Source organism: Gymnodinialimonas sp. JB5-7, assembly GCF_055693405.1.
The window spans coordinates 429,334-454,910 of sequence record NZ_JBVFUX010000004.1; the positions used below are offsets into that span (position 1 = coordinate 429,334).

29 protein-coding genes, 1 tRNA gene and 3 pseudogenes are annotated in these 25,577 nt (G+C 59.2%); 12 read left to right on the plus strand and 21 right to left on the minus strand.

Annotated elements, in window-relative coordinates; translation table 11 throughout:
• The first annotated feature begins 174 nt into the window (after positions 1–174).
• The gene (locus ACZ1HK_RS02805) at positions 175–357 is read left to right on the plus strand and encodes a hypothetical protein (RefSeq protein WP_472627363.1); all 183 of its coding nucleotides are present in this window, start codon (positions 175–177) and stop codon (positions 355–357) included.
• A gap of 421 nt (positions 358–778) precedes the next feature.
• Here ACZ1HK_RS02805 and ACZ1HK_RS02810 read toward each other — a convergent pair whose 3' ends face one another.
• The gene (locus ACZ1HK_RS02810) at positions 779–1,312 is read right to left on the minus strand and encodes a TetR/AcrR family transcriptional regulator (RefSeq protein WP_472627364.1); all 534 of its coding nucleotides are present in this window, start codon (positions 1,310–1,312) and stop codon (positions 779–781) included.
• Between the two features lie 157 nt (positions 1,313–1,469).
• Between ACZ1HK_RS02810 and ACZ1HK_RS02815 the strand changes: the two genes are divergently transcribed.
• Entirely contained in the window at positions 1,470–1,667 is a 198-nt protein-coding gene (locus tag ACZ1HK_RS02815; RefSeq protein ID WP_472627365.1) for a tautomerase family protein, read from the plus strand.
• A 969-nt stretch (positions 1,668–2,636) separates the two neighbouring features.
• Here ACZ1HK_RS02815 and ACZ1HK_RS02820 read toward each other — a convergent pair.
• Together ACZ1HK_RS02820 and ACZ1HK_RS02825 are read right to left on the minus strand one after the other, a co-directional pair.
• Entirely contained in the window at positions 2,637–3,149 is a 513-nt protein-coding gene (locus ACZ1HK_RS02820) for a YdeI/OmpD-associated family protein (protein WP_472627366.1), read from the minus strand.
• Positions 3,150–3,541: 392 nt separating this feature from the next.
• On the minus strand, positions 3,542–3,760 hold the full coding sequence (locus ACZ1HK_RS02825) for a hypothetical protein (RefSeq protein WP_472627367.1): 219 nt from the start codon (positions 3,758–3,760) through the stop codon (positions 3,542–3,544).
• A gap of 144 nt (positions 3,761–3,904) precedes the next feature.
• Between ACZ1HK_RS02825 and ACZ1HK_RS02830 the strand changes: the two genes are divergently transcribed.
• Entirely contained in the window at positions 3,905–4,219 is a 315-nt protein-coding gene (locus tag ACZ1HK_RS02830; RefSeq protein WP_472627368.1) for a MarR family transcriptional regulator, read from the plus strand.
• Positions 4,220–4,533: 314 nt separating this feature from the next.
• On the opposite strand, the gene ACZ1HK_RS02835 is transcribed toward ACZ1HK_RS02830, so the two are convergent.
• Positions 4,534–5,022: a hypothetical protein gene (locus tag ACZ1HK_RS02835; RefSeq protein WP_472627369.1), complete on the minus strand. Its 489-nt coding sequence runs from the start codon at positions 5,020–5,022 to the stop codon at positions 4,534–4,536.
• A gap of 212 nt (positions 5,023–5,234) precedes the next feature.
• Here ACZ1HK_RS02835 and ACZ1HK_RS02840 point away from each other — a divergent pair.
• A pseudogene (locus ACZ1HK_RS02840) lies at positions 5,235–5,866 on the plus strand (tyrosine-type recombinase/integrase).
• A gap of 605 nt (positions 5,867–6,471) precedes the next feature.
• Here the strand turns inward: ACZ1HK_RS02840 and ACZ1HK_RS02845 are convergent.
• From ACZ1HK_RS02845 to ACZ1HK_RS02860, 4 genes are all read right to left on the minus strand, one after another.
• Positions 6,472–7,362, minus strand: coding sequence for an alanine racemase (locus ACZ1HK_RS02845; RefSeq protein WP_472627370.1), 891 nt, complete (start codon positions 7,360–7,362; stop codon positions 6,472–6,474).
• Between the two features lie 226 nt (positions 7,363–7,588).
• Entirely contained in the window at positions 7,589–8,788 is a 1,200-nt protein-coding gene (locus ACZ1HK_RS02850) for a DUF1611 domain-containing protein (protein WP_472627371.1), read from the minus strand.
• A 97-nt stretch (positions 8,789–8,885) separates the two neighbouring features.
• Positions 8,886–9,668 carry a hypothetical protein gene (locus tag ACZ1HK_RS02855; RefSeq protein ID WP_472627372.1) on the minus strand — a complete coding sequence of 261 codons (783 nt, stop codon included), beginning with the start codon at positions 9,666–9,668 and terminating at the stop codon, positions 8,886–8,888.
• Positions 9,658–9,897, minus strand: a complete 240-nt coding sequence (locus ACZ1HK_RS02860) for a hypothetical protein (RefSeq protein WP_472627373.1) — start codon at positions 9,895–9,897, stop codon at positions 9,658–9,660. Before ACZ1HK_RS02860 ends, ACZ1HK_RS02855 begins: the two co-directional genes overlap by 11 nt.
• Positions 9,898–10,354: 457 nt before the next feature.
• On the opposite strand from ACZ1HK_RS02860, the gene ACZ1HK_RS02865 reads away from it, so the two are divergent.
• Both ACZ1HK_RS02865 and ACZ1HK_RS02870 read left to right on the plus strand, forming a co-directional pair.
• Entirely contained in the window at positions 10,355–10,771 is a 417-nt protein-coding gene (locus ACZ1HK_RS02865; RefSeq protein WP_472627374.1) for a hypothetical protein, read from the plus strand.
• Positions 10,772–10,988: 217 nt separating this feature from the next.
• Positions 10,989–11,144, plus strand: coding sequence for a hypothetical protein (locus ACZ1HK_RS02870; RefSeq protein WP_472627375.1), 156 nt, complete (start codon positions 10,989–10,991; stop codon positions 11,142–11,144).
• Positions 11,145–11,201: 57 nt separating this feature from the next.
• Here ACZ1HK_RS02870 and ACZ1HK_RS02875 read toward each other — a convergent pair whose 3' ends face one another.
• Positions 11,202–11,933 (minus strand): Crp/Fnr family transcriptional regulator, encoded by a 732-nt coding sequence (locus tag ACZ1HK_RS02875; protein ID WP_472627376.1) that lies wholly within the window; start codon positions 11,931–11,933, stop codon positions 11,202–11,204.
• Between the two features lie 154 nt (positions 11,934–12,087).
• Between ACZ1HK_RS02875 and ACZ1HK_RS02880 the strand changes: the two genes are divergently transcribed.
• Positions 12,088–12,324, plus strand: coding sequence for a hypothetical protein (locus ACZ1HK_RS02880; RefSeq protein WP_472627377.1), 237 nt, complete (start codon positions 12,088–12,090; stop codon positions 12,322–12,324).
• Positions 12,325–12,366: 42 nt separating this feature from the next.
• Here the strand turns inward: ACZ1HK_RS02880 and ACZ1HK_RS02885 are convergent, their stop codons facing one another.
• Positions 12,367–12,495, minus strand: coding sequence for a hypothetical protein (locus ACZ1HK_RS02885; RefSeq protein ID WP_472627378.1), 129 nt, complete (start codon positions 12,493–12,495; stop codon positions 12,367–12,369).
• A 255-nt stretch (positions 12,496–12,750) separates the two neighbouring features.
• Here ACZ1HK_RS02885 and ACZ1HK_RS02890 point away from each other — a divergent pair, with 255 nt between their 5' ends.
• From ACZ1HK_RS02890 to ACZ1HK_RS02900, 3 genes are all read left to right on the plus strand, one after another.
• Positions 12,751–12,957: a cold-shock protein gene (locus ACZ1HK_RS02890; RefSeq protein ID WP_472627379.1), complete on the plus strand. Its 207-nt coding sequence runs from the start codon at positions 12,751–12,753 to the stop codon at positions 12,955–12,957.
• Positions 12,958–13,220: 263 nt separating this feature from the next.
• A complete protein-coding gene (locus ACZ1HK_RS02895) occupies positions 13,221–13,607 on the plus strand; it encodes a hypothetical protein (RefSeq protein ID WP_472627380.1) in 387 nt (128 codons plus the stop codon).
• Between the two features lie 1,086 nt (positions 13,608–14,693).
• Positions 14,694–14,766: transfer RNA gene (locus ACZ1HK_RS02900), tRNA-Gly, on the plus strand.
• Positions 14,767–14,842: 76 nt separating this feature from the next.
• On the opposite strand, the gene gph is transcribed toward ACZ1HK_RS02900, so the two are convergent.
• Entirely contained in the window at positions 14,843–15,544 is a 702-nt protein-coding gene (gene gph, locus ACZ1HK_RS02905) for a phosphoglycolate phosphatase (RefSeq protein WP_472627381.1), read from the minus strand.
• Between the two features lie 161 nt (positions 15,545–15,705).
• Between gph and ACZ1HK_RS02910 the strand changes: the two genes are divergently transcribed.
• Positions 15,706–16,068, plus strand: coding sequence for an acyl-CoA thioesterase (locus tag ACZ1HK_RS02910; RefSeq protein WP_472627382.1), 363 nt, complete (start codon positions 15,706–15,708; stop codon positions 16,066–16,068).
• A 209-nt stretch (positions 16,069–16,277) separates the two neighbouring features.
• On the plus strand, positions 16,278–16,691 hold the full coding sequence (locus tag ACZ1HK_RS02915) for a hypothetical protein (protein WP_472627383.1): 414 nt from the start codon (positions 16,278–16,280) through the stop codon (positions 16,689–16,691).
• Between the two features lie 23 nt (positions 16,692–16,714).
• Here the strand turns inward: ACZ1HK_RS02915 and pgi are convergent.
• From pgi to ACZ1HK_RS02965, 10 genes and pseudogenes are all read right to left on the minus strand, one after another.
• Positions 16,715–18,327 (minus strand): annotated as a pseudogene (gene pgi, locus ACZ1HK_RS02920) (glucose-6-phosphate isomerase).
• Between the two features lie 5 nt (positions 18,328–18,332).
• Positions 18,333–19,004, minus strand: coding sequence for a 6-phosphogluconolactonase (pgl, locus tag ACZ1HK_RS02925; protein ID WP_472627384.1), 672 nt, complete (start codon positions 19,002–19,004; stop codon positions 18,333–18,335).
• Positions 19,001–20,444: pseudogene (zwf, locus tag ACZ1HK_RS02930) on the minus strand (glucose-6-phosphate dehydrogenase). The gene pgl and the pseudogene zwf overlap by 4 nt, the downstream one beginning before the upstream one ends.
• A gap of 138 nt (positions 20,445–20,582) precedes the next feature.
• Positions 20,583–20,831: a hypothetical protein gene (locus ACZ1HK_RS02935; protein WP_472627385.1), complete on the minus strand. Its 249-nt coding sequence runs from the start codon at positions 20,829–20,831 to the stop codon at positions 20,583–20,585.
• Positions 20,828–21,796: a reductive dehalogenase domain-containing protein gene (locus ACZ1HK_RS02940; protein ID WP_472627386.1), complete on the minus strand. Its 969-nt coding sequence runs from the start codon at positions 21,794–21,796 to the stop codon at positions 20,828–20,830. Before ACZ1HK_RS02940 ends, ACZ1HK_RS02935 begins: the two co-directional genes overlap by 4 nt.
• A gap of 95 nt (positions 21,797–21,891) precedes the next feature.
• On the minus strand, positions 21,892–22,848 hold the full coding sequence (gene speB, locus ACZ1HK_RS02945) for an agmatinase (RefSeq protein ID WP_472627387.1): 957 nt from the start codon (positions 22,846–22,848) through the stop codon (positions 21,892–21,894).
• A gap of 117 nt (positions 22,849–22,965) precedes the next feature.
• Complete coding sequence (locus tag ACZ1HK_RS02950; RefSeq protein ID WP_472627388.1) at positions 22,966–23,574, minus strand: HNH endonuclease; 609 nt, start codon at positions 23,572–23,574, stop codon at positions 22,966–22,968.
• A gap of 160 nt (positions 23,575–23,734) precedes the next feature.
• Complete coding sequence (locus tag ACZ1HK_RS02955) at positions 23,735–24,265, minus strand: hypothetical protein (protein WP_472627389.1); 531 nt, start codon at positions 24,263–24,265, stop codon at positions 23,735–23,737.
• On the minus strand, positions 24,262–24,927 hold the full coding sequence (locus ACZ1HK_RS02960; RefSeq protein ID WP_472627390.1) for an alpha/beta hydrolase: 666 nt from the start codon (positions 24,925–24,927) through the stop codon (positions 24,262–24,264). Before ACZ1HK_RS02960 ends, ACZ1HK_RS02955 begins: the two co-directional genes overlap by 4 nt.
• Positions 24,927–25,556 (minus strand): DNA-3-methyladenine glycosylase family protein, encoded by a 630-nt coding sequence (locus ACZ1HK_RS02965; RefSeq protein ID WP_472627391.1) that lies wholly within the window; start codon positions 25,554–25,556, stop codon positions 24,927–24,929. Before ACZ1HK_RS02965 ends, ACZ1HK_RS02960 begins: the two co-directional genes overlap by 1 nt.
• Between the last annotated feature and the right edge of the window lie 21 nt (positions 25,557–25,577).

The following is a 25,577-nucleotide window of genomic DNA, read 5'->3' on the forward strand; positions in this document are numbered from 1 at the left end:
AAATGGCAAGATATCGTCTAAGGGTTGCGCAATCCGACAGGCGCGCTGACTCACTTCGACGGCCTCTCACCGCATAACCGCTTCGCGAAAATGTGAGAAGTCGGGTTTCCCTGCCTCGCGAACCGCGGCGGAGAGTGCGCATATCTGTCACATCGCAACGGAGGACCCTTTCCCATGACCAACGTCTTTACTGCATTGATTATAGCACTTGCACTTGTCACCACGTTCACCATCGATACTGCACCCGCCCAGGCCTGGTCCTTCGGCGTCGAAGCTCCGTCCATGGTTTCTGGCACGGACCTCGGCTCCGGTCGTGTGGATGGCGTCTCCGGCCTTGACCTCGGGTCGTCGCGCTAAAGTCGAGCAATGCTCCCACAGGATCGGCCTTGGTGCTCTCCACAGGCGCTAGGGCTTATTCTCGTAAGGCATTGGCGACGGTTCGCTGCGAGTACAGCGAACGGAAAGGACCGGTAGCGGCGATCCGTCATGTGGCACATACGTTTTTATGGCAGTTTGATGTCGTGGACTGTGAGTATGAGGGCAGGCAATGAATGCACCTGCGGCGAAAGGCCGGTCTGACGTGTCGCACCACAGCAAGGCAACCATTGAGCGAGCGGCGGCTTCGGGCCGCGAGTGGCCAAAGTCAAGGCTGTGACTTGGCAGATGCCGCGCCGCATTGATGGCAGGTTGAGCCCAACGTGAAGGATGCTGCAGAGCCGACGAAGGTCTGCAATCGGCAAAGAGCAGTATTAGCTCAAAATCGCCGTCCTCTGTAAGATCAGGCTGTTTGTCGTTTCCAGCCATCGATTGTCTCGACGGCGATCTGCGCCATAGGGTGCGAGTGCGCTGTTGTCGACCCCATCAAGCGTATTTGACTAAGTGCGCCCCACAAGAGCCCCAAAAGAAATTCCGCGCGCGCATCAGGATCGGATAATCCGTCCGCGATTGCAGCGTCGCGAAACGCGTCGCGCCACATGAAGCGGTATGCCTCCACGGCGTCGCGGACTACGCGGGCTCGCGCGACCAGGAGTTCAAAGACCGTGTTCACCATCAGACAACCGCAGTTCGTCACGTCATCGGGATCGTCCGTCGCCTGCGCCAAACCCTGAAACAACATCTGGGCGGCCTCCAGACGCGGCGGATCGAAGACGTGTGCGACCACCCCGCGCGCCATCTGAGTGTAGGCGCCAAGCACCTTCAAGAATATCTCTTCTTTGTCACCGAACGTGTTGGCGATCCCGCGAACGCCTATCCCGGTCGCTTCTTCCAACATCCTCGTGGTGGTCGCATCGAAGCCGTGGCGCCAGAACACCCTGGACCATCTTTTGCAGGGCTTCGCCTTCATCGAAATTTCGTGGTCTGGCCATATCGGATTTATTTTACATCAACTGTTGCATTATGTATCGCTTGGTGCAAAATACATTACGTGATGCAAAACGCAACACTTCAGCTAAAGTAAAGGAAACCAAATGCCAACCATCCGAGTAACGGTCCCGAAATCCGCATGGACCAAGGACGAAAAGGCCGCAATCGTCAGCAAGCTGACGGACGGTTTGAATACCGTCGCCTCCGACAGCGGTAAGGGCGACATCAAGCAGTACATCAACGTCCATATCGAAGAAACCGCCGAGGGCGGATACGCGATGGGCGGAAATGTGATCGGTTAACCGACCAGGGGTCGGATTGGACCCGACCCCGCTATCCCTAGGAGGATCCCATGAAAATCAGCAAAACCATCAACATCAATGCACCTGCCGACAAGGTCTGGGACATTCTTGGACCGAACTACGTCAATGCCGGTGAATGGGCATCGAGCGTCTACTCCTCGGAAGCTCGACCGGGAACGTCCAAAGATTGCGGCCGCCCCAGTGGCCGGGCGTGTGTGCCAGACTTCGCTTGGGCCGTTCACAGGAGACGATCGAGGCCTTCGACGCAAACAGACGGCATGTCGCCTATTCAGCCACCGGAGACAAAATGCCGGGCTTCGTGAAACGGCTTGTGAACAGGCTGGACCGTGCAGCCCAGGGGCAACGCGAGCAAGGTTCAAATGGAACTCAACGTCGACATCGCTTTCCCCCTCAACATCCTGATGGGCCCGATGATGAAGCTGCAATTCGGCAAAGTCCTGCGGGAGAGCGACTGAAGAGTGCGAAGCACTATGCCGAGACAGGAAAGCCGCATCCGCGAAAGGTGAAGGCCGACGCCTCAAAGAAGGCTGTGAAAGCCCGCGAAGCGTTCGCTTGATCCGGCCCTAGCAGCCGTTCGATCCTCAGATCGAACGGCAGCAAAAATCTCGCGATCTGTGAGTTCATTGAGGCTCCGGATTTTGCACGCGCAGCGGAAATGTCGGGAAAGTGGGCTGCGACCGCGGGATCGCGGGCTTGGGGTGGACGGCAGCTATGGGCCGAACGCGACGGTCGTCGGAACAACAAGCCGACAAGATCAAGCGCTGCCTCAATAATCCGCATTCGGCCCTTTGCGGACATTCTCCCACCGACCGGTATGCCGCGGTGCGGCCCGTCAGACCGGACTTTCGCCGCAACCGCGAAATCTTGGAGGCGGCTAATTTATGCATGCGGACTTTGCTTCCGTTTAACACGCCCGCGCCAACGGCGGCTTCACTTGCTATGAGGAACCTACTTCTTCCGTTTTTGCAGGTCGCGGAGAGTGATCTCTTGTGTGATCGCTGTCATTGCCTCGTCAACGCGGCGTCGTTCGGTCAGTGCGGTCTTTGCAGAGAAGACGTGGTTGGTGAACATCCGTTTCTTCCCTGCTGTAAGTTTGGCCCACTGCGCCGATGCGGCATCGTCTGATTTCAAAGCCGCGTTCAAGGCGGCCGGCACATCGACGTGATCCTGGTCATCGACCCTGAATCGCATTTCGACCTCGTCGCCAACGTCAATACCGGTATTGGCCTTGATGTCGGGCGAGACAATAAAGTAGCGCCGTCCATCACCTACCGGCATCCATGCACCACGTACTGGGACATCAGCGATCTCACCCTCGACCCTTAAGCGCGGGTACGTCTGGAAGGGTAATTCGGCCTCAAAACGAGGTGGCATGAACAAAACCTTGTAGGTGATCACCCGCAACTTCCCGACACCATGCAGTGCAATTTCGCCGAAGAAGTCATGAGGGAAGTAACTCATGTGACGATAACGCCGACTGCTTGTTATGCTCATAGGGGTTGTTACCCTTCGGTGGGTGTCCGACGACGTCACCGTTCATGTCACGATGCGGCGGCTCACAGAACGCCTTGAGGACCGACGAGGTCCTTCCGATGCATTTCTCGCGTCCATTTCGTGAGACCAGCAAGCTTCCAGATCGCGTTGAACGGGCGAGGCAGTTCGTTGATGAAGTGAGCCAACACGCGCGTGCGCCCTTCGCCCAGGGAGCGGAAGTTCAAAGGTCAGTTTTTGGTCTATGAGGAGGTCCGGGGCCGACAAGTGTCAGGACCACTTCCTCGTTCTCTTTCAGGCGCACAACTTCCTGGTGGCCCACCCGTTTGCCTTTTGTGAAGAACACCGTTTTGGTTCCTGTTTCACCGTCGGCACCTTCGACGAGTGCACGTAGATTTGGTCTCCTTCGGCCAGGCCGACCAACGCATCAGATGCTCTTGGAGGCGTATATCGCCATAGACCTGCTCAACCGGTGCATCGACTGTAATCTCTTCGGTGTACTCAACCTGGTGGAGCGCGAGTGCGGACAGAAGGGCAACAAGGGCAACCAGCCCGAGCACGATATAAAGCGCGATTTCCATTTCAGTCTCCAAGGTTCTTGCGTTCCAAATCCAGTTGAACGATGATCTATATCAAGTAACTTGATTGTCAAGCTAAATGGATGACAGCCGATGCCATCTTCCGAAGAAGCGACCCCTCAAGACCTCGTCGCAGCGTGCCGCAGATTGTACGCAAGTATTGACCGGCTCGACACAAAAGCCGCCAACACCGTCGGCGTCAGCCGGAACGACCTGCGGTGTTTGAACATGCTCGCAGAAGCACCGGTTAAGCCAAGCAAGATCGCCGCCGAGTTGGGATTGACCACCGGGTCCGTCACGACCTTGCTAGACCGTTTGGAAAAAGCAGACCTAGCGAGGCGCGAACGTGACCCGGACGACCGGCGAGGGATTGTTGTCCATCCGACACAATACCTGTTTGAGGCGCTTGGACCGATCTATTCGGGTGTTGCCAAGGAGATCGAACGGATCGCCGCAGAGTGATTCTGCGGACGAGCGAAAAGCTGCCGTGACACACCTCAATGACGCGTCATCTGCATATGAGGTCGTCGCATCGATCCATGATCGATAGCAGCCATTCGTGCTACGTGCAGCATGTGGCAGGTATGGGCTCAGGGCGGTCACTGGATGCATCGCAGCATCCAGGCGGTCAGCAGTATCACTAACGGTCACTCGGCCCAAAGCTGCCGTTCAACCGCCTTCGCTTCTGCTGCGGCGCGGCCCGTCGAACCGGACATTCTCTGCGCTGGCAAACCTAACTGTGGACGGATGGCTGCAACGCGGGACTTTCCTGCCGTTCAGGATGACCAGCTATCTGCGGCTTTGATCGAGCGAAACCATCTCAGAGTGCCGCGCCCATCGTTCCACCACCGGTTCGGATTGTCGTTCTTTGGCGTATAATTTGCCCGGCTGGCCCACTCCTCACGAACATGGATAATCGGCTCTTCGTACTGATGGGCGTGGAGAACGGCCTCCATGATCCTTTGTAGCAACTGGATATCGCGCTCGAAAGACACCTTGAGTTCGACTGACGGATACACCTCGGTGCCATCGGCCTCGAAATCTTCGTTGTGAATACGCGTAACCGTTTCTTCTCCCGGTCTTCCCGTCTCCGCTCCTTGAGCGGTTACGGTTGCGTTCCGCTCGTAAGCTCCAACGGCAAGCGGATGAACCTTAAAGATGGTATCCAACAGCCGTTCGGTATCATCCGGTCGTGTGTTTATCTCCATCCGAAAGACAGGGATCAGCTTTCCTGATTGCGAGTCATAGTTCTCGATGCTGCTCATATCTTCTCTCCTGGCCAGCCGACTTGCAGGATAGCATACGCTGCCGCCAAGATATGTCAGGAGTGTCGCCTAGCATCGCTTTTTGCATTGCAGCATCTGTCACTTTGGGCTCACTGCCGACCTCGGAGGCAGCGCAACAATCCCGTGATATCGTGCCTTGTCAACGTCGGGTTGTCGCTTGAGGAGGAGTATGGCGGATCGGAGGATCAGTCATGGAAGCACCAAACTTACCGGCCATTCGCGCGCTTCGCCCAGCCTGGAACAAAGGACGTATCGTTGGCCAGAAACGACCGCTGAAGCCAAAGCACGTCTGGGCGATCCGAGTTCGGCGAACTGGCCGAGAACCATCGTGACCTGGCGCTCTTCAACCTGGCCATCGACAGCAAACTGCGTGGCTGCGATCTGGTCAAAATGAAGGTCGTCGACGTCATGGCATCTGGCCAGATCAAGGAACGTGCGTCGGTTCTGCAGAGCAAGACGCAGAAACCTGTCCGCTTCGAAATCTCGGAAGGCACCCGAGCCTCGCTCGAAAGGTGGATGCGGGACCCGCTGATGGTCGGATCCGAATACCTCTGGCCCGGCCGGTTCCACGAGCGGCTGCATATTTCGACCCGCCAATATGCGCGGATTGTCCGTGATTGGGTGACGTCGATCGGCCTGGAGGCGAGCGCATACGGCACGCACTCGATGCGGCGCACGAAGGTGACACAGATCTACAAAAAGACGGGCAACCTGCGTGCAGTCCAGGCTGCTGTTGGGCCACACGAAGATGGACAGCACCGTCAGATACCTCGGCGTCGAGCTTGAGGATGCTCTTGCGATTGCAGAAGCCATTGAAATCTAATGACTTGTGCCGCCTTCAGAGACGGCCCTGAGCCGCCGTTCGGTTCATGGCTGCGCGCTGCAGTGCAGCTTCACCATACCGGCTATGCATTCATGGCGCGATGCATGCGGTCGGAACGATCTTGAGATCAAGAAATGCCATGGCGAGGTCCCGAGTCTCACGGTGGCGTAGGGTGGGTCGGTGCGGACCAAGTCATGCAGGGGTTCGATAGCGATGCGTCGTTGCGTATGTGATTGTGATAAACACCACAGGCGAACCCTAGTAGGATCGACCGCCGGGACGGCGTCGACCTTGACCGATGCCTTCCGGCACTTCCGTCCGCCAGACCGAAGATCCTTTGCAACGGTTGCAAATGCGCTGGCCGAACCCTTCGCTCCAGAATGAGGCCTCACACCGCAAGCAGAAACGCGCCTTGGGTGCGTCACCAAGGGCGCGCGTGGGCTGGTCCATTTCAATGTCGTCACCTTTGGTTTGCATGGCTTCTCCACATTCAATTGGGCGCAAGATCTTTTCCATTGTTCCTTGGAGAGGAATGAAGGGAGGAGTGCGCTTGGCGACCCCTCGTTTGCGGCGCAATGGCGGCCCCCGGCCGGGTCATTTGGATCTCATATCAACCTCAGAAACGGCTGAGGTCTGGTGTCTGTGCTCGTTCGCTTAATCGGCAGCCCGTGGTGCACGACTTTTTCGACATCGGGCGCGCTCATCGCCCTGATCAGGGCAGCATAGTTCATTCCAAACTTCATTTCAGAACCGACGGATACGCTGGTTTTGCCGGTGTCGACCACGGTGTGGTCGCTCGACGCTCCGGCAAACCCAAACCCCGATGGAAGAAATAGGCCGGTGGCATCCGTGTCTTGGCGCCCAACGGCAAGGACGGCGCAATGTCGTTGAGCGCCATTCGAAATCAGAAAGGGCTTCCCGAACGTCGGCGCACTCGGTCTCATCGGCATTGAGCTTGGTTTGATGCTTGCTTCGATGACTTCGGCAAAAAGAGCAAATGCATCTGTATGAAGACCGTCGATCGGCTGCCCCGAAACGGGGTCGATGCCCAAAAGGATCGCCTCGCCCAGGCGCAAATTGTTGACCCGACCGGTCGGTTCTTTGCCGAGCGCCCATGCCAAATTGGCCGAGCTGCCGCCAGATGCCACCGCCACGTAGGGCCCGCATTCGCCTTCGACCTTGTCGGCCAGTCGCGAGAATTTGGCCATGTCTTTGGCTGTCGGCGCCACGTTGCCCAAGCAGGCGAAATTCGCAGCAGCCCCCTTGAGGGCGAGGCCCGGCGTGGCAACGACAAGTGAGGCAAGATCGTTAAGGTCCTCGGGCAAGATGCCATCGCGCATATCCCCCATTTCGACAGTCAGAATTATCTGATGCGTTTTTCCTTCTTGCCGCGCGGTAGCGCCGAGGTTCAGGATCGTGCTCTTCTCGGTATTGTGGCTTGTTTCACAGTACCTGATGACGTCTGCAGCCTCCTCGAGCATTGGCGCGCGTATCATCGAAATGGGGCAACGGATTCCGCTCCCCGCATTCTCATGACACTTCTGATACGGGATTCAGCAAGTCCGACGACACCTCCGGTCAACATTGCTCCAGCTACGCCAGGATGGCCGCAAACGGCCTTGGTCACACCAGTGACAGAGATACCCCGCGGGCCAAGCCTACCTGTGAGGCATCGGGCGTTTTGAGTGATTTTTTCAAGATCGATCTCGACACGCGGTGTGATCATTCTGCAGCCACGAGCGGTTCTGAATGCAGTTGCGGAAAGGCCGACAGGACCATGTCGGCCAGATGAACTTCCGGCCGGGTCAACGCGTCTGTCACTGGGATACAGAGATCGCGCGACAGCGTTTTGATTGCCAGATCCACCTCGGACTCCGTCATTGCCTCATGATTGATCGTCAATCCAATGACCTGTGTGTCGGAAAAGGCTTCGATGAGGGCAATTTCGACTTTCGGGTCCGGCATCGGAAAGGTTGGAAAGTCGCATCGATGAGCACGCTTCGGCGCGTGTTGAAGAATGACCCCCTGAGGTTGGCTGCCGCGCAGAATGAAGGCCGATGTGCAAAACGCCGGATGGCTGAGCGCTCCTTGTCCTTCCACCAAGATGACATCTGGTGTCTCGCCATCAGTTGCCGCAACGACCACGCGTTCAAGCTCCCCGCAGCAGAATTGCGGCGGCACGGCGTCCATGGCGACCCCGTATTTTGCGCCCTGCATCAGGCCAGTCTGGCCTGTGCCCACCAGGATCGTCTTGATGCCACGGGCGTTCAATGCCCGAGCGAGGACGGTCGCCGTCGTCCGCTTGCCGATGGCGCAATCTGTTCCCAGCACGGCGATGCGGATCGCCCCGACCTTCGAGACGCTGCCGTCAAACAGGCGCATATCCTTGCTCGGCCGAGGTTTGCGAATGTCGCGGATGGTCACGTTTGCGGCCTGCGCAGCCGCCGAAATCTCTGGATCATCACCGAGGTATTCGTGCAGTCCGCTGACGATATTCATACCGAGCGCGATCGCATCGAGTACGACTTCGCGATCTGACGGCGACAGCTTGCCGGTCGACGGCGCCATTCCGTAGATCAGCGTATCGGGGATGCTTGTTGCGCCGTCCAGGACGGCCTCAATGCCTTCAAGTATTGGCACTCCGTTGCTGACATTGTCCAGGACCTGACCGCTATCGCGCCCGGCAAGCGCGCTGTCGATCACAGAAAGAATGCGGTAGGCTTGGCTGTGGCGAACAAGCCCGTTTGCCGTCTTGCCGTCGATCTGTCCGAAGTTCCCTTCGCAATAAACGACCGCTGTTGGCACCTTTTCGGTGACCGTGATGCTACCATCCGGTGAGCCAATCATCGTTGGACCCGGTGGGGCTTGCGGCCCCATGCTCGAAAGCCTTGCGGTTGGTGTTTGTGTATCTATTGGTTTCATAGCGCGTTCCTTTTCTCAGCGCCGCATGACCGCCAATGCGCCGACACGCGACATGTTGGTGATAGCCGGACCTTTTTCGGTGCTAAGTGAGCGCCCGCTACTCGTTCAGGGCACAGCGTCCGTTTGCGCGGTGGAAATTCCGGTTGCATTCCCAACCGTTTCCAGACCGGTTGAGATGCGCATTGGCGGGCACTTCGATCAAAGTGCACGCGTTGTCCGACGCCGCGAACCCACGCTCACATCTCCAGCCCGGGCCATATCTCGCATCATCGAAATACGCGTTCTCGGGGACGGCAATCTCCGCGCAGCTGTCGCGCTGCGCCACATAGCCCCGTTCGCAATCCCAAGGGCGTCCATGATTTGAACCGTTCAAATACCCGTTTTCGGGCACAGCAATTGCTGCGCAAAGCTCGCTGATGCGCTCAAAACCACGATCGCAGGTCCATTCTGCCCCGAAGGAATTACCGGTCAGATATCCGTTGGCTGGCAGAACAATCGCCTGGCAGGTATCGTCGACCTCCCGAAATCCACGCACGCATGTCCAACTCAATCCTGACGGATCAAGATAGGCACCTTGGGGGACATGCACTGCGGCACAGTTCGCATCCGCTGTTTCCCGATACCCATGCGAACACTCCCACCCGTTGCCATAGGTCCGGTTCGTCGGAAATGCGTTTTCGGGCACGACAACGGGCAAACAGGCCCCGCCGTCCCGTCGAAAGGTGCTCAGACATTCCCATCCACCTCCAAAACTTCTGGGTTGGGCGTTTTCCGGGACTGTGTCGTCATCGACCTGTGCGTAGGCCGGCGCCGCTCCCGCTAGTGAAACAATAAGGGCAATCAGCAGGGGTTTTGCCAACGCCGCGATATCACGACTCATCCAGCTCAAGCCCCTCGTCACACGCCAAAGCGAGATCACGATTGGGCGCATCCGCGCCCGGCACCGTGGCCCACCCTGCCTCAATCAACGCGTCCCGCCGCCGGAAACCCGAAGCGGCCTGGATTGTCTCGATCAGGGCAACCCTGTCAGGGTCGGTGTTCGAGATTTCGAGACATACCGGAACAAGCGCTGCCACCACCCGATCCTGGGCAAGTTCGTCGGCCAGCACTCGTTGGCACCGGCACTGGTCATCCAGCCACCCCAGGAAAATCCCGCGATCGCAACAAATGCAGCGCCCGCAAATGCACCGTAGAGACCGGGCTTCAGCCATTCAGGTGTCTTCATTCTGTATCCTCCAGCGGGGAAAGCGCCGCTTCGCTATTTTCTTGGTTCAAGAGCAGGCGGGACCGCACAAAACTGCGTGCTCCGCGCCCTCAACCTTTTTTGCGTCATCGGTTTTGGGTGCCGTAGGCAGGACAATGGGTCGTCGGCCAAGTCATGGCGCATCGGCGTGAGCAAGTAAGACACCCCGCAAACCGGCGCGATTGAGCGCACATTAACCGATCATTGGGGGCGCGATGCTGATCGAGGTTAGCTCTCACGTGGTGAATGACTGCGAGAGTAGGTCCGAAAATAGATTTGGGCGCTGCGCGTTACCGTGTCAGCCGCCGATAGAAAGGAATTCAATGTCTGCCTCTGATGTTCTCCACCCGGATGGCTCCGACTATGATGCCTTCCTGCACGCAGAAGTGGGCGAAGACAGAACCGGCGCCGCCGTGACAGTTCTGTCTGCCCTTGCGCGTCTTGGCCTCGAACCCTGGACCGAAGCCAAAGAGCTTGCGCGGCTGGGGAAAGAGGATGCCGAACTTCGCCTGAACGCACATTTCGAGATGATCAAGGATATCCCGGCGCTTGCACTGGCAAGCCAGAGCAGGGCCAGCAGGCTTGTCTCCTTGCTGCCCACGCGGGCACCGCCCATTTTCGCCAAGGAACCTCAATCGGGCCGCCATTCGTTTCCGCAAATTCCAGTTATTTGGGTTATGCTGGCAATCATTGGCTGCGCGATGATTGCGCAAATCCTGTATCTGGCGCAGCCTGGCTAACTTACGTCAGTCCACGTCTTCCATGCATGGGCTATGCCCGACCTGACCACCGCAATTCGTGGTGGCGCTTTTTCCGAGTATCCCAGAGGCGCGGAAGGCACGCAATGCATCGACTGTAATGCGCGGCTATTGCGCCTCTCGTTGTCGGACTGTCCAGGAAAGGACAATTCCATGAACAGAAGAAAATCAAAGCCAGGAAAATCAGACTGTGAAGCACATGGCATCGGTCAAGTCGGCTTGGGACAAGGCCCCTGAAGGCTCCAAGAAGGCGACTGCTCTGAAACATTTTCAAGCCGCCGAAAAGGCACATGACGCAGACAACGACGAAGAAGCGCATCGCGAACTCAAGGAAGCCAGCCGCGCCTTGATGTGATGCCGCCCGCGCCGCAGTGATCCCGGGCCGCCCGTAGCCAAATTTCGGGCGGCCGCATTAAGGCAATAACGGCCGCGCATGATCCAGATAGGCCGGGTCGAAATTGGCCAAATCCACCAAACCGTCATAATCATCGAACACGACCAAACCGTCCCGAAACGTGACAAGCCCGCCTTCCCGGAGTTTGCGCAAGACGCGGTTGACGTGAATCGCGCTCAATCCCAGCGCATCAGCCAGATGATACTGCGTGAGCGGGCACGCATAGCCTTGTCTGCTTCCTATCCCGACAAGGGATAACCTTACGCCAAGTTCCAGCAGGAAATGCGCCATGCGGGCATCTGCGTCGCGACGTCCCAACCCAACCAGATGTTCGACAACCATCGCCTCGTCGCGCGACACGGCCCACATGATCGCAGTTGCAAGCCGTGGCGTCTCAGCGAAGGCCTGCAGAAGATCGCCCACCATGACTTCAGCGGCTTCGATGTCGACAATCGGTTCGATCCCATGATCGGACGTGTGCAAAAGCACGCTGCGCAACCCAAGAAAATCCCCCGGTATCTGGAAATCAACGATCTGGCGCGATCCGTCAGGCTGAATCTTGTATGAGACAACCCAACCCGCCGCCAGAATATACGCCGCCTGCTCGGATTGACCTTGATGCACAAGATCGCGTCCCGGTGAGAAGGATTTCCGTCGCTCATGCAACCGCTCCAGAACGCCGAGTTCTGTCGCCGAAAGCTGGACGAAGGCGGAGAGCTTCCGCGCCAGTGGACTGGTTTCAATTGCCATTTCCGGGCCCTCTCGATCTGCAGAATGGCTGTCTGGAATTCGTCATCGACACTGCTTTCAATCAGTACAAACGACAAAATCCTGCCTGACAGTATTCAGGGGCATCAAAACCTCGCGCCTGCGTACCGTGATGAAAAACCAAAGGGATATCGTGATGTCAGACCAACCAGACCCGGCGGGGTTGGCCGCCCTCTCGATTTGCGAGGCCCTGCTGCTGGCTTTGCAAGATCGCAAGTTGCTTCCCGACAGCGAGATCACCGGCATTCTCAGCGATGCTGCGGAGACGCTTGGAAACGCTGACTGTCCGAAGCCCGAGCGGAAATCGCACGCGAAAGCCGCTGATCTGATCCACGAGATCATTGAAGGCGGAACTCTTGCGCACCGCCTCTAAGAGCGGTGCGAAGAACGATACATCCTTCGAAGTGAGTCAGGCCTATTTCTGATCGCCGGACTCTGCCTCAGGTGCAGGGCTCTTGTCAGTCTTGTCTTGTTGTTTCGGGTCTTTTTCTTGCGAGGCCTTTTGGTCGGCGGCCTCTTTCTTCGCCAGGTCGTTGAACGACATTTTGGCTTTCCTTTTCGCGCCACCGGGGTGCCCGGTAGCTGTGCACTCATAGTAGATCGATACCCCATTGGCAAAGGAAAGATCGGTCCCCGGTCGGCGCGCCACTTGTAATCGCGTCAGATGGTAACCACGTCACATGTGCTACTGACCTCCATTCGACTTCCTGTTTTCCGTTGCCGGCTCACAGCGCTCGACATTGTCGTAAGAAGCCGGGCTGCCGCATGTCGCGGGCAGCGATCTACAAGGAAAATTCACATGGCCAATGGCACAGTGAAATGGTTCAACTCCACCAAAGGCTTCGGCTTTATCGCACCGGAATCGGGTGGAAAGGATGTGTTCGTGCACATCTCCGCGCTTGAACAGGCGGGCATGACGAGCTTGAACGACGACCAAAAAGTGACGTTCGAGATCGAGCCTGGCCGGGACGGCCGCGAAAGTGCAACGAATATTGCACTCGCCTGAGAATTGCGGATGGGTGCCTCAGCCGGGCACCCATTCCAGCCAAGAATGGCTTCCTCTGACGCGGTCGAGGCCTTCAGCCTGAACGTCAACATCCCAAGTCGCACATCCGCGCAGCGACTGTGGATCCGTTCGGCATGCAGCGTCGCGGCACCCAGGCAGCCGCAATGCCTTGCGCGTCAACCGATCCGTTTAAATCATAGTCCGAAAGGGGATGCCCAGTGGCGAGTTCAAGCTTGGGAAGCCGATCCGTTAAGGGTCAGGCCGTGTTCAAAGACATGACGAAGTCAAAGAAAGCCAGGGTCGACAAGAAGAAAGCGCAATCTCCGGTCCACCTCAGCGAACATGGCAGATATCAGATCAAGTCCGGACTTCTCGCAGGAGAGTTCGTCGCGCGCGCCTTCGCCAAACCGCCAACAAAGACACGTGGATTGATTGCCGAAGCGAGCGGTAAAACCGAAGATATCGCGATCGCCGCCTTGCAAGACATCATCGACGCAAGAGAAGCGCGCCGAATGGAAGTCCGCAGGAAGGATACGGCCACGGACATGGCGGTGCCGAGCGTCGAGGAATATGCCGAAGCACTTGATCACGTCGCTCTGACCCGCCCGCAGCGGGCGATGCTGTTCGCATTGTCATTGGCGAGGCGATGACGGGCTGACAGACGCGATGCTGGCGAACAGCGTCGGGTATACTTCACAGGCCTCCGCGACCAGATCCCTTGCGAACGCAGGCCGCCTGATCGCCGGTTATCTGTCCCTCCGAGACGGGCCCGGATATCCAGTCGACCGCTTTGGACGACGACACGATCCTTGCATCTCGTGGATCGGCAAAAACCGATGCGCATCGCGGAAACTGGATACTGCATCCTGAATTGCGCGATGCTGTAGGGGGTCCTGTGAGCAGATTGGAATGATGCAGGTGTCCGCCATGGATACAATTGATCCGACCATCCTTTAGTCAACCGAAAGACGGTAGCGATTTGCGATCCGCTGACGCGGCCCCTTAACTTGGTGCAGATGTCCATGCGTCCTGCAAAGGGTCGGGGCATTGGCCATTTCCATAGCGAGGAGCCGCGCGCCACCGCCGAGGGTTAAATGATAAGGCAAGACGTCAACCTGCCTGCGGGTGAACAAGTGGTATCTGAACGATCCCGCTAGCAGGAGGCCAACCTCCAGCACTAAAGCGCCCAGCTTAACACTCGGTCGCATGCATCGATCCTGAAGCAACAACCAGAAGCAGCTGTCGGCGGATCGCGTATTACCCCCGATGGAGCCGGCACCCGACGTGGATTTTCCCAACCATGTTGCCAGATGGACAAGCCTACTTTCGCACAGTCCTGAACAGCGCGCTTAAATAGCGGAGGTCGGCTTTGCCAAGATATCTGCGCCTTAAGGCATCTCACCAGAGTCTTCGCGTTGGTATTTGCATCCAGAAGGTCTGCTTGCTTTCGTTAAAAAACAACCAATGCAATCGCAGCGAAAGTCCGCTTTCCGCCCTTCGTGAAGCGATGCCGTCACACTAGGTCACAACACAGTCTTTGTTCCGTTGATCTCGCTGACCGCGTACCGGCTTCACCCAATCATCCATTGTCGCGTTTGCCGAAGTTGCAGAACGGTCAACAGAAATAGTGCCTCTAACTCGGACAACCTTTCGATCGTTTCTGACTATGAAGGGTCTGTTCAACGGAGACTGTGTCTTGACCAATGAACAAGTCTCACTTACCGGTTTGAGGCGTAGCGGGTATGGTGAAAAGGTATCACGACAGCTTCCCAAGCTGCAATTACGGGTTCGATTCCGTTACCCGCTCCAAAGTCACTGAGCCGACACTTTTCCGACAAATCTTGACCTCAAGCCTATGTCAAAATATTGATAATCAAACAAAATATCAAATTTTCAAACCTGCTTCCCAAGCTTCAGTTACGGGTTCGATTCCGTTACCCGCTCCAAGCACCGCCTCCACCAAATCCGGCAGATCATCCCAATGATCAAACGCACCCGCATGGGGCAGCGTCTCCAGCGGGGCTTTGCGGTAACCCGGCGTGAAGATCAGTGTCGGAACCCCCGCACCAGCCCCGGTCTCGGCATCCACCTCGCTGTCACCGACAAACAACGCAGGCCCCTGCCCCAACGCCTCCAAAGCCGCGTGCAGCGGCGCAGGGTCAGGCTTTCGCACCGGCAAGCTGTCGCCGCCAAAAACCGCGCCAAAGAACCGGTCCAACCCGAAATGAGCCATCGCTGCCCGTGTCGGACGCATCGGCTTGTTGGTACAGATCGCCAGATGATGCCCCTGCGCGCTCAACCGCTCAAGGGCCGTCAAGGCACCGGGATAGGGCTGGGTCAGGTGCACGGCGCCCTCATAGGCATCGATGAACCGCTCCAGCAGCATTGCGTGCTGTGCATCAGGCAGACCCCGTGCCGCCATCATCCTTTCCACAAACACCGCAGCGCCCGAGCCGACATAACCGCGCGCTTCGCCCGTATCCATCGGATCGGCCCCGGTCCCTTCCAGCGCTGCATTGCCCGCCAGACAAATATCCGGCGCGCTGTCCAAAAGCGTGCCATCAAGATCGAATGCGATACGTGCCATCTTGCCCCTTCCCAACCGCCTCGTCAGATTAGAGGCATGAATTCATTGCCCTATCACACCCCCTTGGGGCCGACAGCCTGCGCGATCTCGGCATTCCTGCGCCCTGGACGTTCGGACTGGCCGACAGGGTCCGGTTCGGAGAGATCGACGCCCTGGGCCATGTGAACCACACCGCCTATCTGCGCTGGTTTGAGAGTTTTCGCCTGCCGTTCCTCAAGGCACGCCATGTCACGGACTATGGCTCAACCTCACCGCGTCTCGTGCTGAAACAGGTCGAATGCACCTACCTGGCCGAGATGGGGCTTGGGCTGGACTACGTCGTCACGGGCCGGGTCAGCCGCTTCCGCAATACGTCCTTCACAATGGAATATGCCGTTTGGGTTCCGGGGGCAAAAGCCCAGGAAACAGCGCGCGGCGGCGCGGTGGTTGTGCTGCTCAACCGCGGGGCGCCGGGGCGCTATCCGATCCCGGATGCCGGTCGCCGCGCTTTTGTGGACGAGGACGGCGCAGTCTCTGAGGGTTAAGGGAATAGGTCGGGTTTTCCGCAACTGTTCACAGCGGCGTGATCTGATAATCTTTGCGGATATTGAAGAACCCCGACGCCCCGCCAGTATTTCAAGCCCGACGGCGTACACAGAGGTTATTTTGCCTCGACCCCGGCAACAGAGTGTTGCCAGCGCAAAAACAAGAAGTCTGCTAATTCGTTAATTATATTCCCGGAAGGTCTGCCACCATGTCCCCCTCAAACACCAAGGCCCGAACACTTGCATTATCTGCTGCCCTGACCACCGCACTCGCCTTTCCCGCCGCCGCTGACTTTGTTGGCGTGTCGCGTTGTGCCGCGGCGGATGGGAACAATACGCCAGCCCTGCACTTCGTATCCGGAGGTAACCGCTTTCTGGTTGTCGTCGGTGAAGGCGGCCTGACCCGTTCCATTGCGTTCAACCAACGCCGCGCGCTGGAATGGGCACGCAATTCCGGCCTGTTCCCTGAGGGCACGGTCTTTGGCAACTACACCGATTATGTCTGCGGTATTCTCAACGAAGACGAAGAGGCTGAGGAACAGCCAGCGTCCGCACCGGTGGAGTCGGAAGAGCCGGAAGAAGAGTGCACCGAGTGTGAACAGTTCGAAGAGCGCCCCTTATAGGCCGCACCTGATCAGGCCAGGCTCTATGCCTGACCTGCCGATCGAACCGCCTCAACCAAGGCAAGGGTGGAACCATCCTTGCCCGCCCCATCGGACGCGCCGCTCAGAACGGGCTCCAGCGCAACGGCCAATTCCTTGCCCAATTCCACGCCCCACTGATCGTAGGAATTGATGCCAAGGATCACACCTTCGACAAATACGCGGTGCTCATAAAGCGCGATGATCTGGCCCAGAACGAACGGCGTCAGCTGATCGTAGAGCAAAGTCGTTGAGGGCCGGTTGCCCGAGAATACGCGGTGCGCCGCCTGTCGTTCCAGTTCGGCGCCTTCCAGCCCCTTGGCCCGCATGATCTCACGCGCTTCTTCCAGCGTGCGGCCCCGCATCAACGCCTCGGATTGTGCGAGGCAATTTGCGACAAGCAGACGATGATGATGGGCTAGCTCCGGCTCGTGCCCGCGGGCGGCGACCAGGAATTCACATGGGATGACCCGCGTGCCCTGATGAATCAACTGATAGAAGGCGTGCTGCCCGTTTGTGCCGGGCTCCCCCAGACCACAGGGCCGGAATTCCGGCGTAAGGCCGTGCCATCCATCGCAACGGATTTCCCGTTGCTCTCCATCTCCAACTGCTGAAGGTAGGCGGGCAAACGGCTCAGCCGATTGTCATAAGGCAGCACCGCGCGGGTCGCGTGGCCTTGCACCTGATTGTGCCAAACACCAACCAGCGCAAGCAGCACGGGCAGGTTGTCGGCCAAATCAGCGTCCTGAAAATGGCTGTCCATGGCAGCGCCGCCCGCGAGGAAGGCTTCAAACGCCTCCGCCCCGATGGCGATCATGATGCCCAAACCGATGGGTCCCCAAAGCGAATAGCGCCCGCCGACCCAATCCTCGAACCCAAAGACGCGCTCCGCCGGGATGCCGAAGTCACCCGCCTTGTCGGTGGCCGAGCTGAGGGCCGCGAATTGCGTGGCGGGGTCCGCCACCTCCCTGGCCATCCAATCCCGCGCCGTCTGCGCATTGGTCATGGTCTCGATCGTGGTGAAGGTTTTCGACGCGACGATCACCAAAGTTGCTTTTGGATCAAGCCCTTGCAACGTGTCGTTGATGTCGGCTCCGTCTACGTTCGAGACATAGTGCAGTCGCGGCCCATCATGGTACGGGGCCAGCGCAAGCGTTGCCATGGCCGGGCCAAGATCGGACCCGCCGATGCCAATGTTGATGACATCCGTGAACCGCCCGCCCGCGCCGGCAAAGGCACCACTGCGCACCGCCTCAGCAAACGCAAGGCAACGGGCGCGGGTCTCCAACACACCCGGCATGACGTCTTCGCCATCGACCAGAACCGTTCCACCGGACGCCCTCAAGACGGTGTGCAGAACGGCACGGCCCTCGGTCTCATTGATTTTCTCACCGCTGAACATGGCCGCACGGCGGGCCTCGACCCGGCTGGCGCGCGCCAATTCCAGCAACAGTGACATGGCGCCAGCGTCGATCTGCGTTTTCGAATAGTCGAACAGCAACCCATCCGCTTTGGCGGTAAATGCCTCTGCCCGGCCCGGCTTTTCGAACAGTTCAAGGATCGTACGCCGCGCCTTGGTTTTGTTGTGCGCGTCAAGATCTGCCCAGATATCGCTCATGTCCGTCACTCCGCCCAATGCACCGTTGCGCCTTGCAAGACCGCCGCCACGGGCGCCTCTTGCGGGCTCAGGGTACGCGCCCGTTCCAATGCCGCGCGTTTCTCTGCACCGGTGATCAGGATATGCTTGCTCATCGCGCCGTTCAGAACCGGCGCCGTCAGCGTAATCCGCGGCTCACCCGCACCTTCGGCCCGCATCGGCATCAGGCGCGGCGCATCCGCCGCCAAGGCCGCCTCAAGGTTATCCGCACCAGGAAACAGAGAGGCCGTGTGCATATCGGCCCCCATGCCCAACAGCAGAACCGAGATTGGCAAATGCCCGTCCAGTCCCGCGCCAAGCTCCTCCATCGCGTCTTCCGCCGCAACACCCGGTTTGAACAGCGGGATCAACGTCGCGTCGGAGGCCTTTGAAACCAATAACCGTTTGCGCAGCATCGCCGTGTTCGACCGTGGGCTGTCTTCATCGACCCAGCGCTCATCATTCAACACAATCGCAACGCGGTCCCAATCCAAAGCCTGCTCGCTCAGGACATCAAAGATCGGCCCCGGGGTGGAGCCTCCGGGCACGCAGAACGTCGCACTCTCGTGCCGGCGCAGGCAATCGGCCAGCTCAGCCGTCAACTTGTCGGCCAGATCCAGCATCATCATGTCCCGATCGGGATATTCGACGATGTTCATGTCAGATCCCTCCACCGGCGGCCATCGCGATGCATCAACATCAAGGCTTCCTCCGGCCCGGCCGACCCCGCCTCATAGGTGGAAGGCTTGTCGCCGCGTTCTTTCCAGCCTTCGATCAACGGGTCAGTCCACGCCCAGGCCGCCTCAACCTCATCGCCGCGCATGAACAGCGTCTGGTTGCCCCGGATCACATCCATGATCAGCCGCTCATAGGCATCGGGCACATGTTCGGCATCCGGCCCCAAGGCATCGGCGAAGGTCATGTCGAGCGGCACATCCACCAGACGCATACCCCCGGCCCCGGCTCCTTGATTGTCACGCTCAGGTCGATCCCCTCATCGGGTTGCAGACGGATCGACAAGACGTTCGCCTTCTGCCCCGCATCCTCATCAAAGATCGAATGCGGCGTGTCCTTGAACGTCACCACGATCTCGGACTTGCGCGCCTTCATCCGCTTGCCCGTGCGCAAATAGAACGGCGTGCCATTCCAGCGCCAATTCGCAATCTCCAGCTTCATTGCGATGTAGCTTTCGGTCCGGCTCTCGGGCGCTTCGGCGTCCTCCACGTAAGACGGCCCGTCATTCCCGGCATATTGCCCGCGCACAATGTCCGCCGCAGGCACCGGCTGCAGTGCGCGGATCACTTTCAACTTCTCGTCGCGGACCGCATCAGGCTCAAACCGGTTGGGCGGCTCCATCGCGGTCAGACACAAAAGCTGCATCAAGTGGTTCTGCACCATGTCCCGCATCGCGCCGGATTTGTCGTAATAGGCCCCCCGCCCACCAACGCCGACCTCTTCGGCTACGGTGATCTGGACATGGTCGACATATTGCGCCTTCCACAACGGCTCGAACAGCACGTTGCCAAACCGGATCGCCATCAGGTTCTGGACGGTTTCTTTCCCCAGATAGTGATCGATACGGTAAATCTGCTTTTCGTCGAAATGCTCCGCCAGCGTTGCGTTCAACGCCCGGGCCGAGGCCAAATCGCGCCCAAAAGGCTTTTCCACAACAATCCGCGCATCTTCATGCGCAATGTCATGGGCATGCAGCCGTTCGGCCAATGCGCCAAACAGGCTGGGACCGACCGAGAAATAAAAGGCCTGCGTGACCCCGTCGCGCATCTTCTTTTCAGTGCCTTCCAGCCGCCGTCCCCCATCGCGTCGATGGCAAGGTAATCGACATGCTCAAGAAAGGCGTCCATCTGATCGTCGCGTTCTTCCTTACGCAGGAATTCCTTGAACGCCGCGCGGATTTCCTTGCGATAGCCTTCGGCATCCAAGTCGGAACGTGCGGCCCCGATGATCCGAGCCCCATCGGGCATCTGCCCATCCCGGAAACGACGATACAGGGCGGGCAAAATCTTGCGCCGCGCAAGGTCCCCCGTGCCGCCAAAAATCACCAGATCAAACGGTTCCACCGGAATGACGCGCGAGACCATGCTCTGTCCTCTCGATATTCTTATGGGCCGACGTAATCGTCGGAACGTTAGCGCTAACAGCGCTTCCTTATCCGAAACCCACAGGGAAAGTCTATCACTTCCGGTGGCCACGCAACCGGCGATGTCAGATTGCGCAAATCAGTCGCGCAGACGCGCCCACCACGCCTTTGGCCGCAGCCGTGCTTTGGCCCGGCGCGCGGCCCATTTTCGCGCCACAGCGCGCCCACGCGCGCCGTGCGATCCGGTGGCCAATCGGAACCAGCGCCGCCCGAAGCTGTCATCCCGCGGCATGGTCAACGGGCACACGCGCATGCAGATCGCGCAATCGGATTTCAGCGTCGCCCAATAGCCAAAACAGGCCTCGGCGTTCGACGACCATTTCTTCACCCCCGCAGGGTGGAGGGGGAGCCTGCCGCAACCTCCTCGCCGAAATCCGGGGGCCCGAACGGCAATGCGTTCACCGGGCAGGCCGCCGCACAGACATCGCAGTCGGTGCAATAGTCCTTCATCCCCAGATCGCGCGGCCCGTCGACGGCCAGCGGCAAATCCGTGAAGATTTTGGAAAACCGCACGCGCGGGCCAAATTCCGGCGTCAGCACCATCTGGTTGCGGCCATATTCCCCAAGCCCCGCCTTGATCGCATAGGGGATCACCAGCGCCGTATCGTTCATGCTGGCCACTGCATTGTAGCCGAGGTTCCGGATATAGGCGGCAACCTGCATCACGATGGCGGCCTCATGGCTGTATTCGCGCCCCGTTGCGGCGCCGGCCAGCGCGCTTGGATAGGTCTCGACCAGATCCGCATCCATGGCGTGGCCCATGACGATGACATGGCTCAAGCCATCCGGCAGGTCGTTCGCCACCGGTTTCATCGCGCGCGTATCGGGCCGATCCTTGTAGTGCCAGCGGTCGTCACGGTGCGTGATACCCACCAGATCGGCCCCGAATAGTTTCGCGATCGCCTTAATCTCGGACGCCTCCGCAGCGGGCGGCCCCAGATCGGCCTTGTCCGGCGCCACGGGCGTATCGGCCCGGATCGGCCCTTGGAATCCCTCGCGCAGCCCCTCCGCTGCGCAGCGCTCGCTGATCAGGTCGCTGATCAGCCACGCAGCATTGCGCAGCGCGAAATCCTTTTGCGTGAACCCGTCGCCCCGCCGCGGCGCGGCCTCCATCCGGTAGGAGGCAAAGAAGGCCTCGGTATCGGCGGTCTTCACCGCGGGGTCCCAAAAGGCGCGCGTGAAGATGTCGTTCATCTGACTGAAGCGTTCGAAATCTTCCGTCACCTCAAAACCCGCCGCCGCATCGGTTTCGAGCAGATGCGCAGACAGGGAATTTCGCCCGTATTCCTCCACTGTCTGACCTCTTTCGTGCACTACAATTGTAGTTACAGAATAATTACGGAAAAACTACAGCTTCATTATGCCCGGAAACGCGGTTTCGCGGCAGCTCATGGCTGCATCGCACAGAGCAATTCGAACATCACCGACGCGCCTAACCAAGCGGTGATGCCATTCGTGTCAAAGGGCGGTGAGACCTCAACCAGATCCGCCCCGATCACATCCAGCCCCCGCAATGCACGCACGCATTGGATCGCCTCATAGGAGGTCGGCCCTCCCACCTCCGGCGTGCCAGTTCCGGGCGCAAAGGCCGGGTCGATGAAATCGATATCAAAGCTCAGGTAGGTTGGTGCGTCGCCCACCACCTCGCGCGCCACCTGCATGGTCGACGGCCAGCCGCGCTCCATGCATTCCTCCACCGGAATGATCCGCACGCCTTTGTCCCACCCGTACTGAAAATCCGAGTTATTGTAAGAGGTTCCGCGCATCCCGATCATCACGCAGCGCGCCGGATCAAGGCAGCCCTCCTCAATCCCCTGCCGGAACGGATTGCCATGGGTCAGCGTCTCGCCACCGAAATAGGCCGGATACAAATCCGTGTGGCTGTCGAGCAGAACCAGGCCAAACGGCGCGCCGCGCGCTTTGCGCAATTCACGTAAAACCGTCAGCGTGCACAGGTGATCCCCGCCCACCATGAACGGTCGAATCCCCTGCCCCAGCACATCTCCGATGAACGCCTGCGCATCGCGCAAGGCCTCGTCCTGATCGACAGGGCTCATGGCGATGTCGCCCAGATCAGCGACCCGTGCCGCTTTGAACGGCTCCTGCCCGGTATGCCGGTTCATCTCCCGGATCATCGTCGACGCATCCCTGAGCGCCCGCGGCCCATGCCGCGCCCCCGGCCGGTTCGACGTGGCCCCGTCCCACGGCATACCGAAAAAGCCGATATCAACCTCGGCACGCCGCGGATCTTCAGGCGTCAGGTAAGGCAGACGCATAAAGCTTGGCACACCGGCATAACGCGGCAGATCGGTGCCCGACGGTGGTTGGAAGAAAGGATCAGCCATAGAATAACTCCCCATTCGGCCACGCTATGCTATGCGCGCCCGTGGCGACTGTCACGGCCCTGCCTTCCTTGTTTTACAAATACCTCGGGGTTTGGGGGCTGGCCCCCAAAGAGCGCCTTACGCCTCCAGCTCGCTGTCCCAGTAAAGGAAATCCATCCAGCTTTCGTGAAGGTAATTCGGCGGAAACTTCCGCCCCCGGTTGCGCAGCTCTTCCGCGCCCGGCTGACGCGGCGGTTGGCGCAGCGACAGACCCGAATGCCGCAAACTGCGCGACCCCTTGCGCAAATTGCATTTGGAACACGCCGCGACAACATTCTCCCAAGACGTCACCCCGCCCTTCGCACGCGGCACCACATGGTCGAAGGTCAGATCGCCCTTCGCCCCGCAATATTGGCAGCTGAACTCATCCCGCAGAAACAGGTTGAACCGCGTGAAGGCCACGCGTTTTTGCGGCTTCACATAGTCCTTCAGCACTACCACCGACGGGATCTTGATCGCCATGGAGGGCGAATGAACATAGTCCTCATACTCCGCTACGATCTGCACCCGATCAAGCCAGACGGCCTTCACGGCCTCCTGCCAGGGCCAAAGGGAGAGTGGATAATAGCTGAGCGGTCGGTAATCTGCGTTCAGCACAAGCGCCGGGTTATGGCGCAACGCGCCCGGCTCACGCACAAAGTTGGTTCGGAAGTCACCGTCTACACTGTCGGGGGTCGTTGCCTGCATCGAGTCCTTCTCCGCCCTGTCTGCCCGTTCGCGGCACCAGAGCGGGAGCCCCCGCTCCTGCCTTTTGGCCACTATATCTAGGTGCCGCCCTGCGGCAAGCAAAATAGATGAAGTGGTTGTGATCGACCTAGCCCGGCTGTGTGACCGGGACATGACAGTCTCAGCGACGCGGCAAAACCAGATCGCGCGCCCGCATCAGCCGTGCCCCCAATCGCTCCGCGGACAAATCTTTCAAAGCCAGCGCAGGAACGCCGTGGCCCTTCATAAACGTGAATGCACCCGCCCGACCCTCCGGTTGCATGGGGCGCAAGATCAAGTCTCCTGCATCCACGGATAGAGTGACCTTTCCAGCAGCGCTCCATAACGCCGCACGGGGTTTGAGACCAAGAGCCGCGCGAACCTCGTCCGCATAGCCCGGTCGCCCCCACATCCCTTCCTTATTGCCTTTGACCGTACGCACCCGATCAAAGGCCGCAAGGGCGGCTTCGCCCAACGCCGGCGCGTCCGTATCTGGCGCGAGGACGCTCCAATACTCCGGCTCCATCGCCTCGTTAGAGCCTGGACCGCGCGCCGTGATCCGCCGTTCATAGGGCTCAAATAAGGTGCCTTTCGCGTGAAACAGCACACCCACCAATGCCCCCTCCTGCAGGCCGCCATCCCGTCCCAACAGTCTGGCGAGCAGGGATTTCATGATGGTAACTTGTCCCGCAGAAAGGCCAAAGCCACGCTTAGCCCGTCGGGCGCGATCCCATGTGCTGTGCCCTTCATGATATGAGCGTAGACCTCTTCCCAACCGGCATTTTGCAACCCTTCGGCGGCCTCCGGCAGCGATTGTGGCGGAACGACATCGTCGGCATCGCCATGGATCAAAAGGACCGGAGGGCGCACGACCACCTCGTCCACCAGGCTCTCAGGCTCCAGCAGGCGGCCCGAGAAACCAACAACGCCTGCAAACGCGTCTGCGCGGCGCGGCGCGACATGCAGGCTCATCATCGTGCCCTGGCTGAAACCCACCAGCGCAGTTTCAGCCGCCGTCACGCCATTCTCGGCCATCACATGGTCAAGAAAGCCATTGAGATCATGCACGGCCCGCTCCATCCCTTCGGCGGCGACCTCCTCGGACGAGCCATCGATCCAGGGGATCGGAAACCATTGAAACCCCATGGGATTCATCACCGACCGCTCCGGTGCATCGGGCGCTGCAAAGACGGTATCGGGTAGGTGTTCGGCCAGCGGATCAGCCAGCCCTAACAAGTCGCCCCCATCGGCCCCATAGCCGTGCAGAAAGATCACCAGGCTCTTCGTGTCACCCGAATGGGAGCCCTTGGTCTTGTAGTCCAGCGTCCGCACCATCAAAGCGCCCCTTCGCGTTTGGTCTTTTCCCGGTAGTAGGCCCAGAGCGCGCGGGCGGCAATGGCCCGAACCGGGCTCCACGCCTCGGCCATGTCGCGCATCTCACGCTCGGACGGGCGCGCTGGCAAGTCAAACAGCAGCTTCGCGCCTTCTTGCAGGGCTAGATCCCCGGCCGCGAAGACATCCGCATGGCCAAGGGCGAATTTCGCATAGATTTCAGCGGTCCAACGCCCGATGCCTGTCACAGAGGTGAGGGTCGCGATGACCGTCTCGGTTTCCGCGTCGCGCAGGGCGGGATAGTCGATCCGGGCGCGGGCCAGGGCATGGGCATAGCGCACCTTGGGGCGAGAGAGACCACAGGCACGCAAAGCTTCCTCAGTGGCCATTGCCACGGCCCCCTCCTCGCAAAGATCAGCCGCTTGCAAACGCGCCCAGATCGCAGCGGCGGACGCGGTTGAGACCTGTTGCCCGACAATGGCTTGCAAAAGAGCACTGAACCCATCCGGGCGCCGACGCAGCGGTAAAGGTCCGGGAATACGGGAAAATCTGGGCTCAATCCGCAACAGATGCGCATGGCCCGCGGCGACATCATCCTCTGTCACGATCCGGTTGGGCACGGGCACGGCCATGTTGTCCACTGGTTTCAAAAT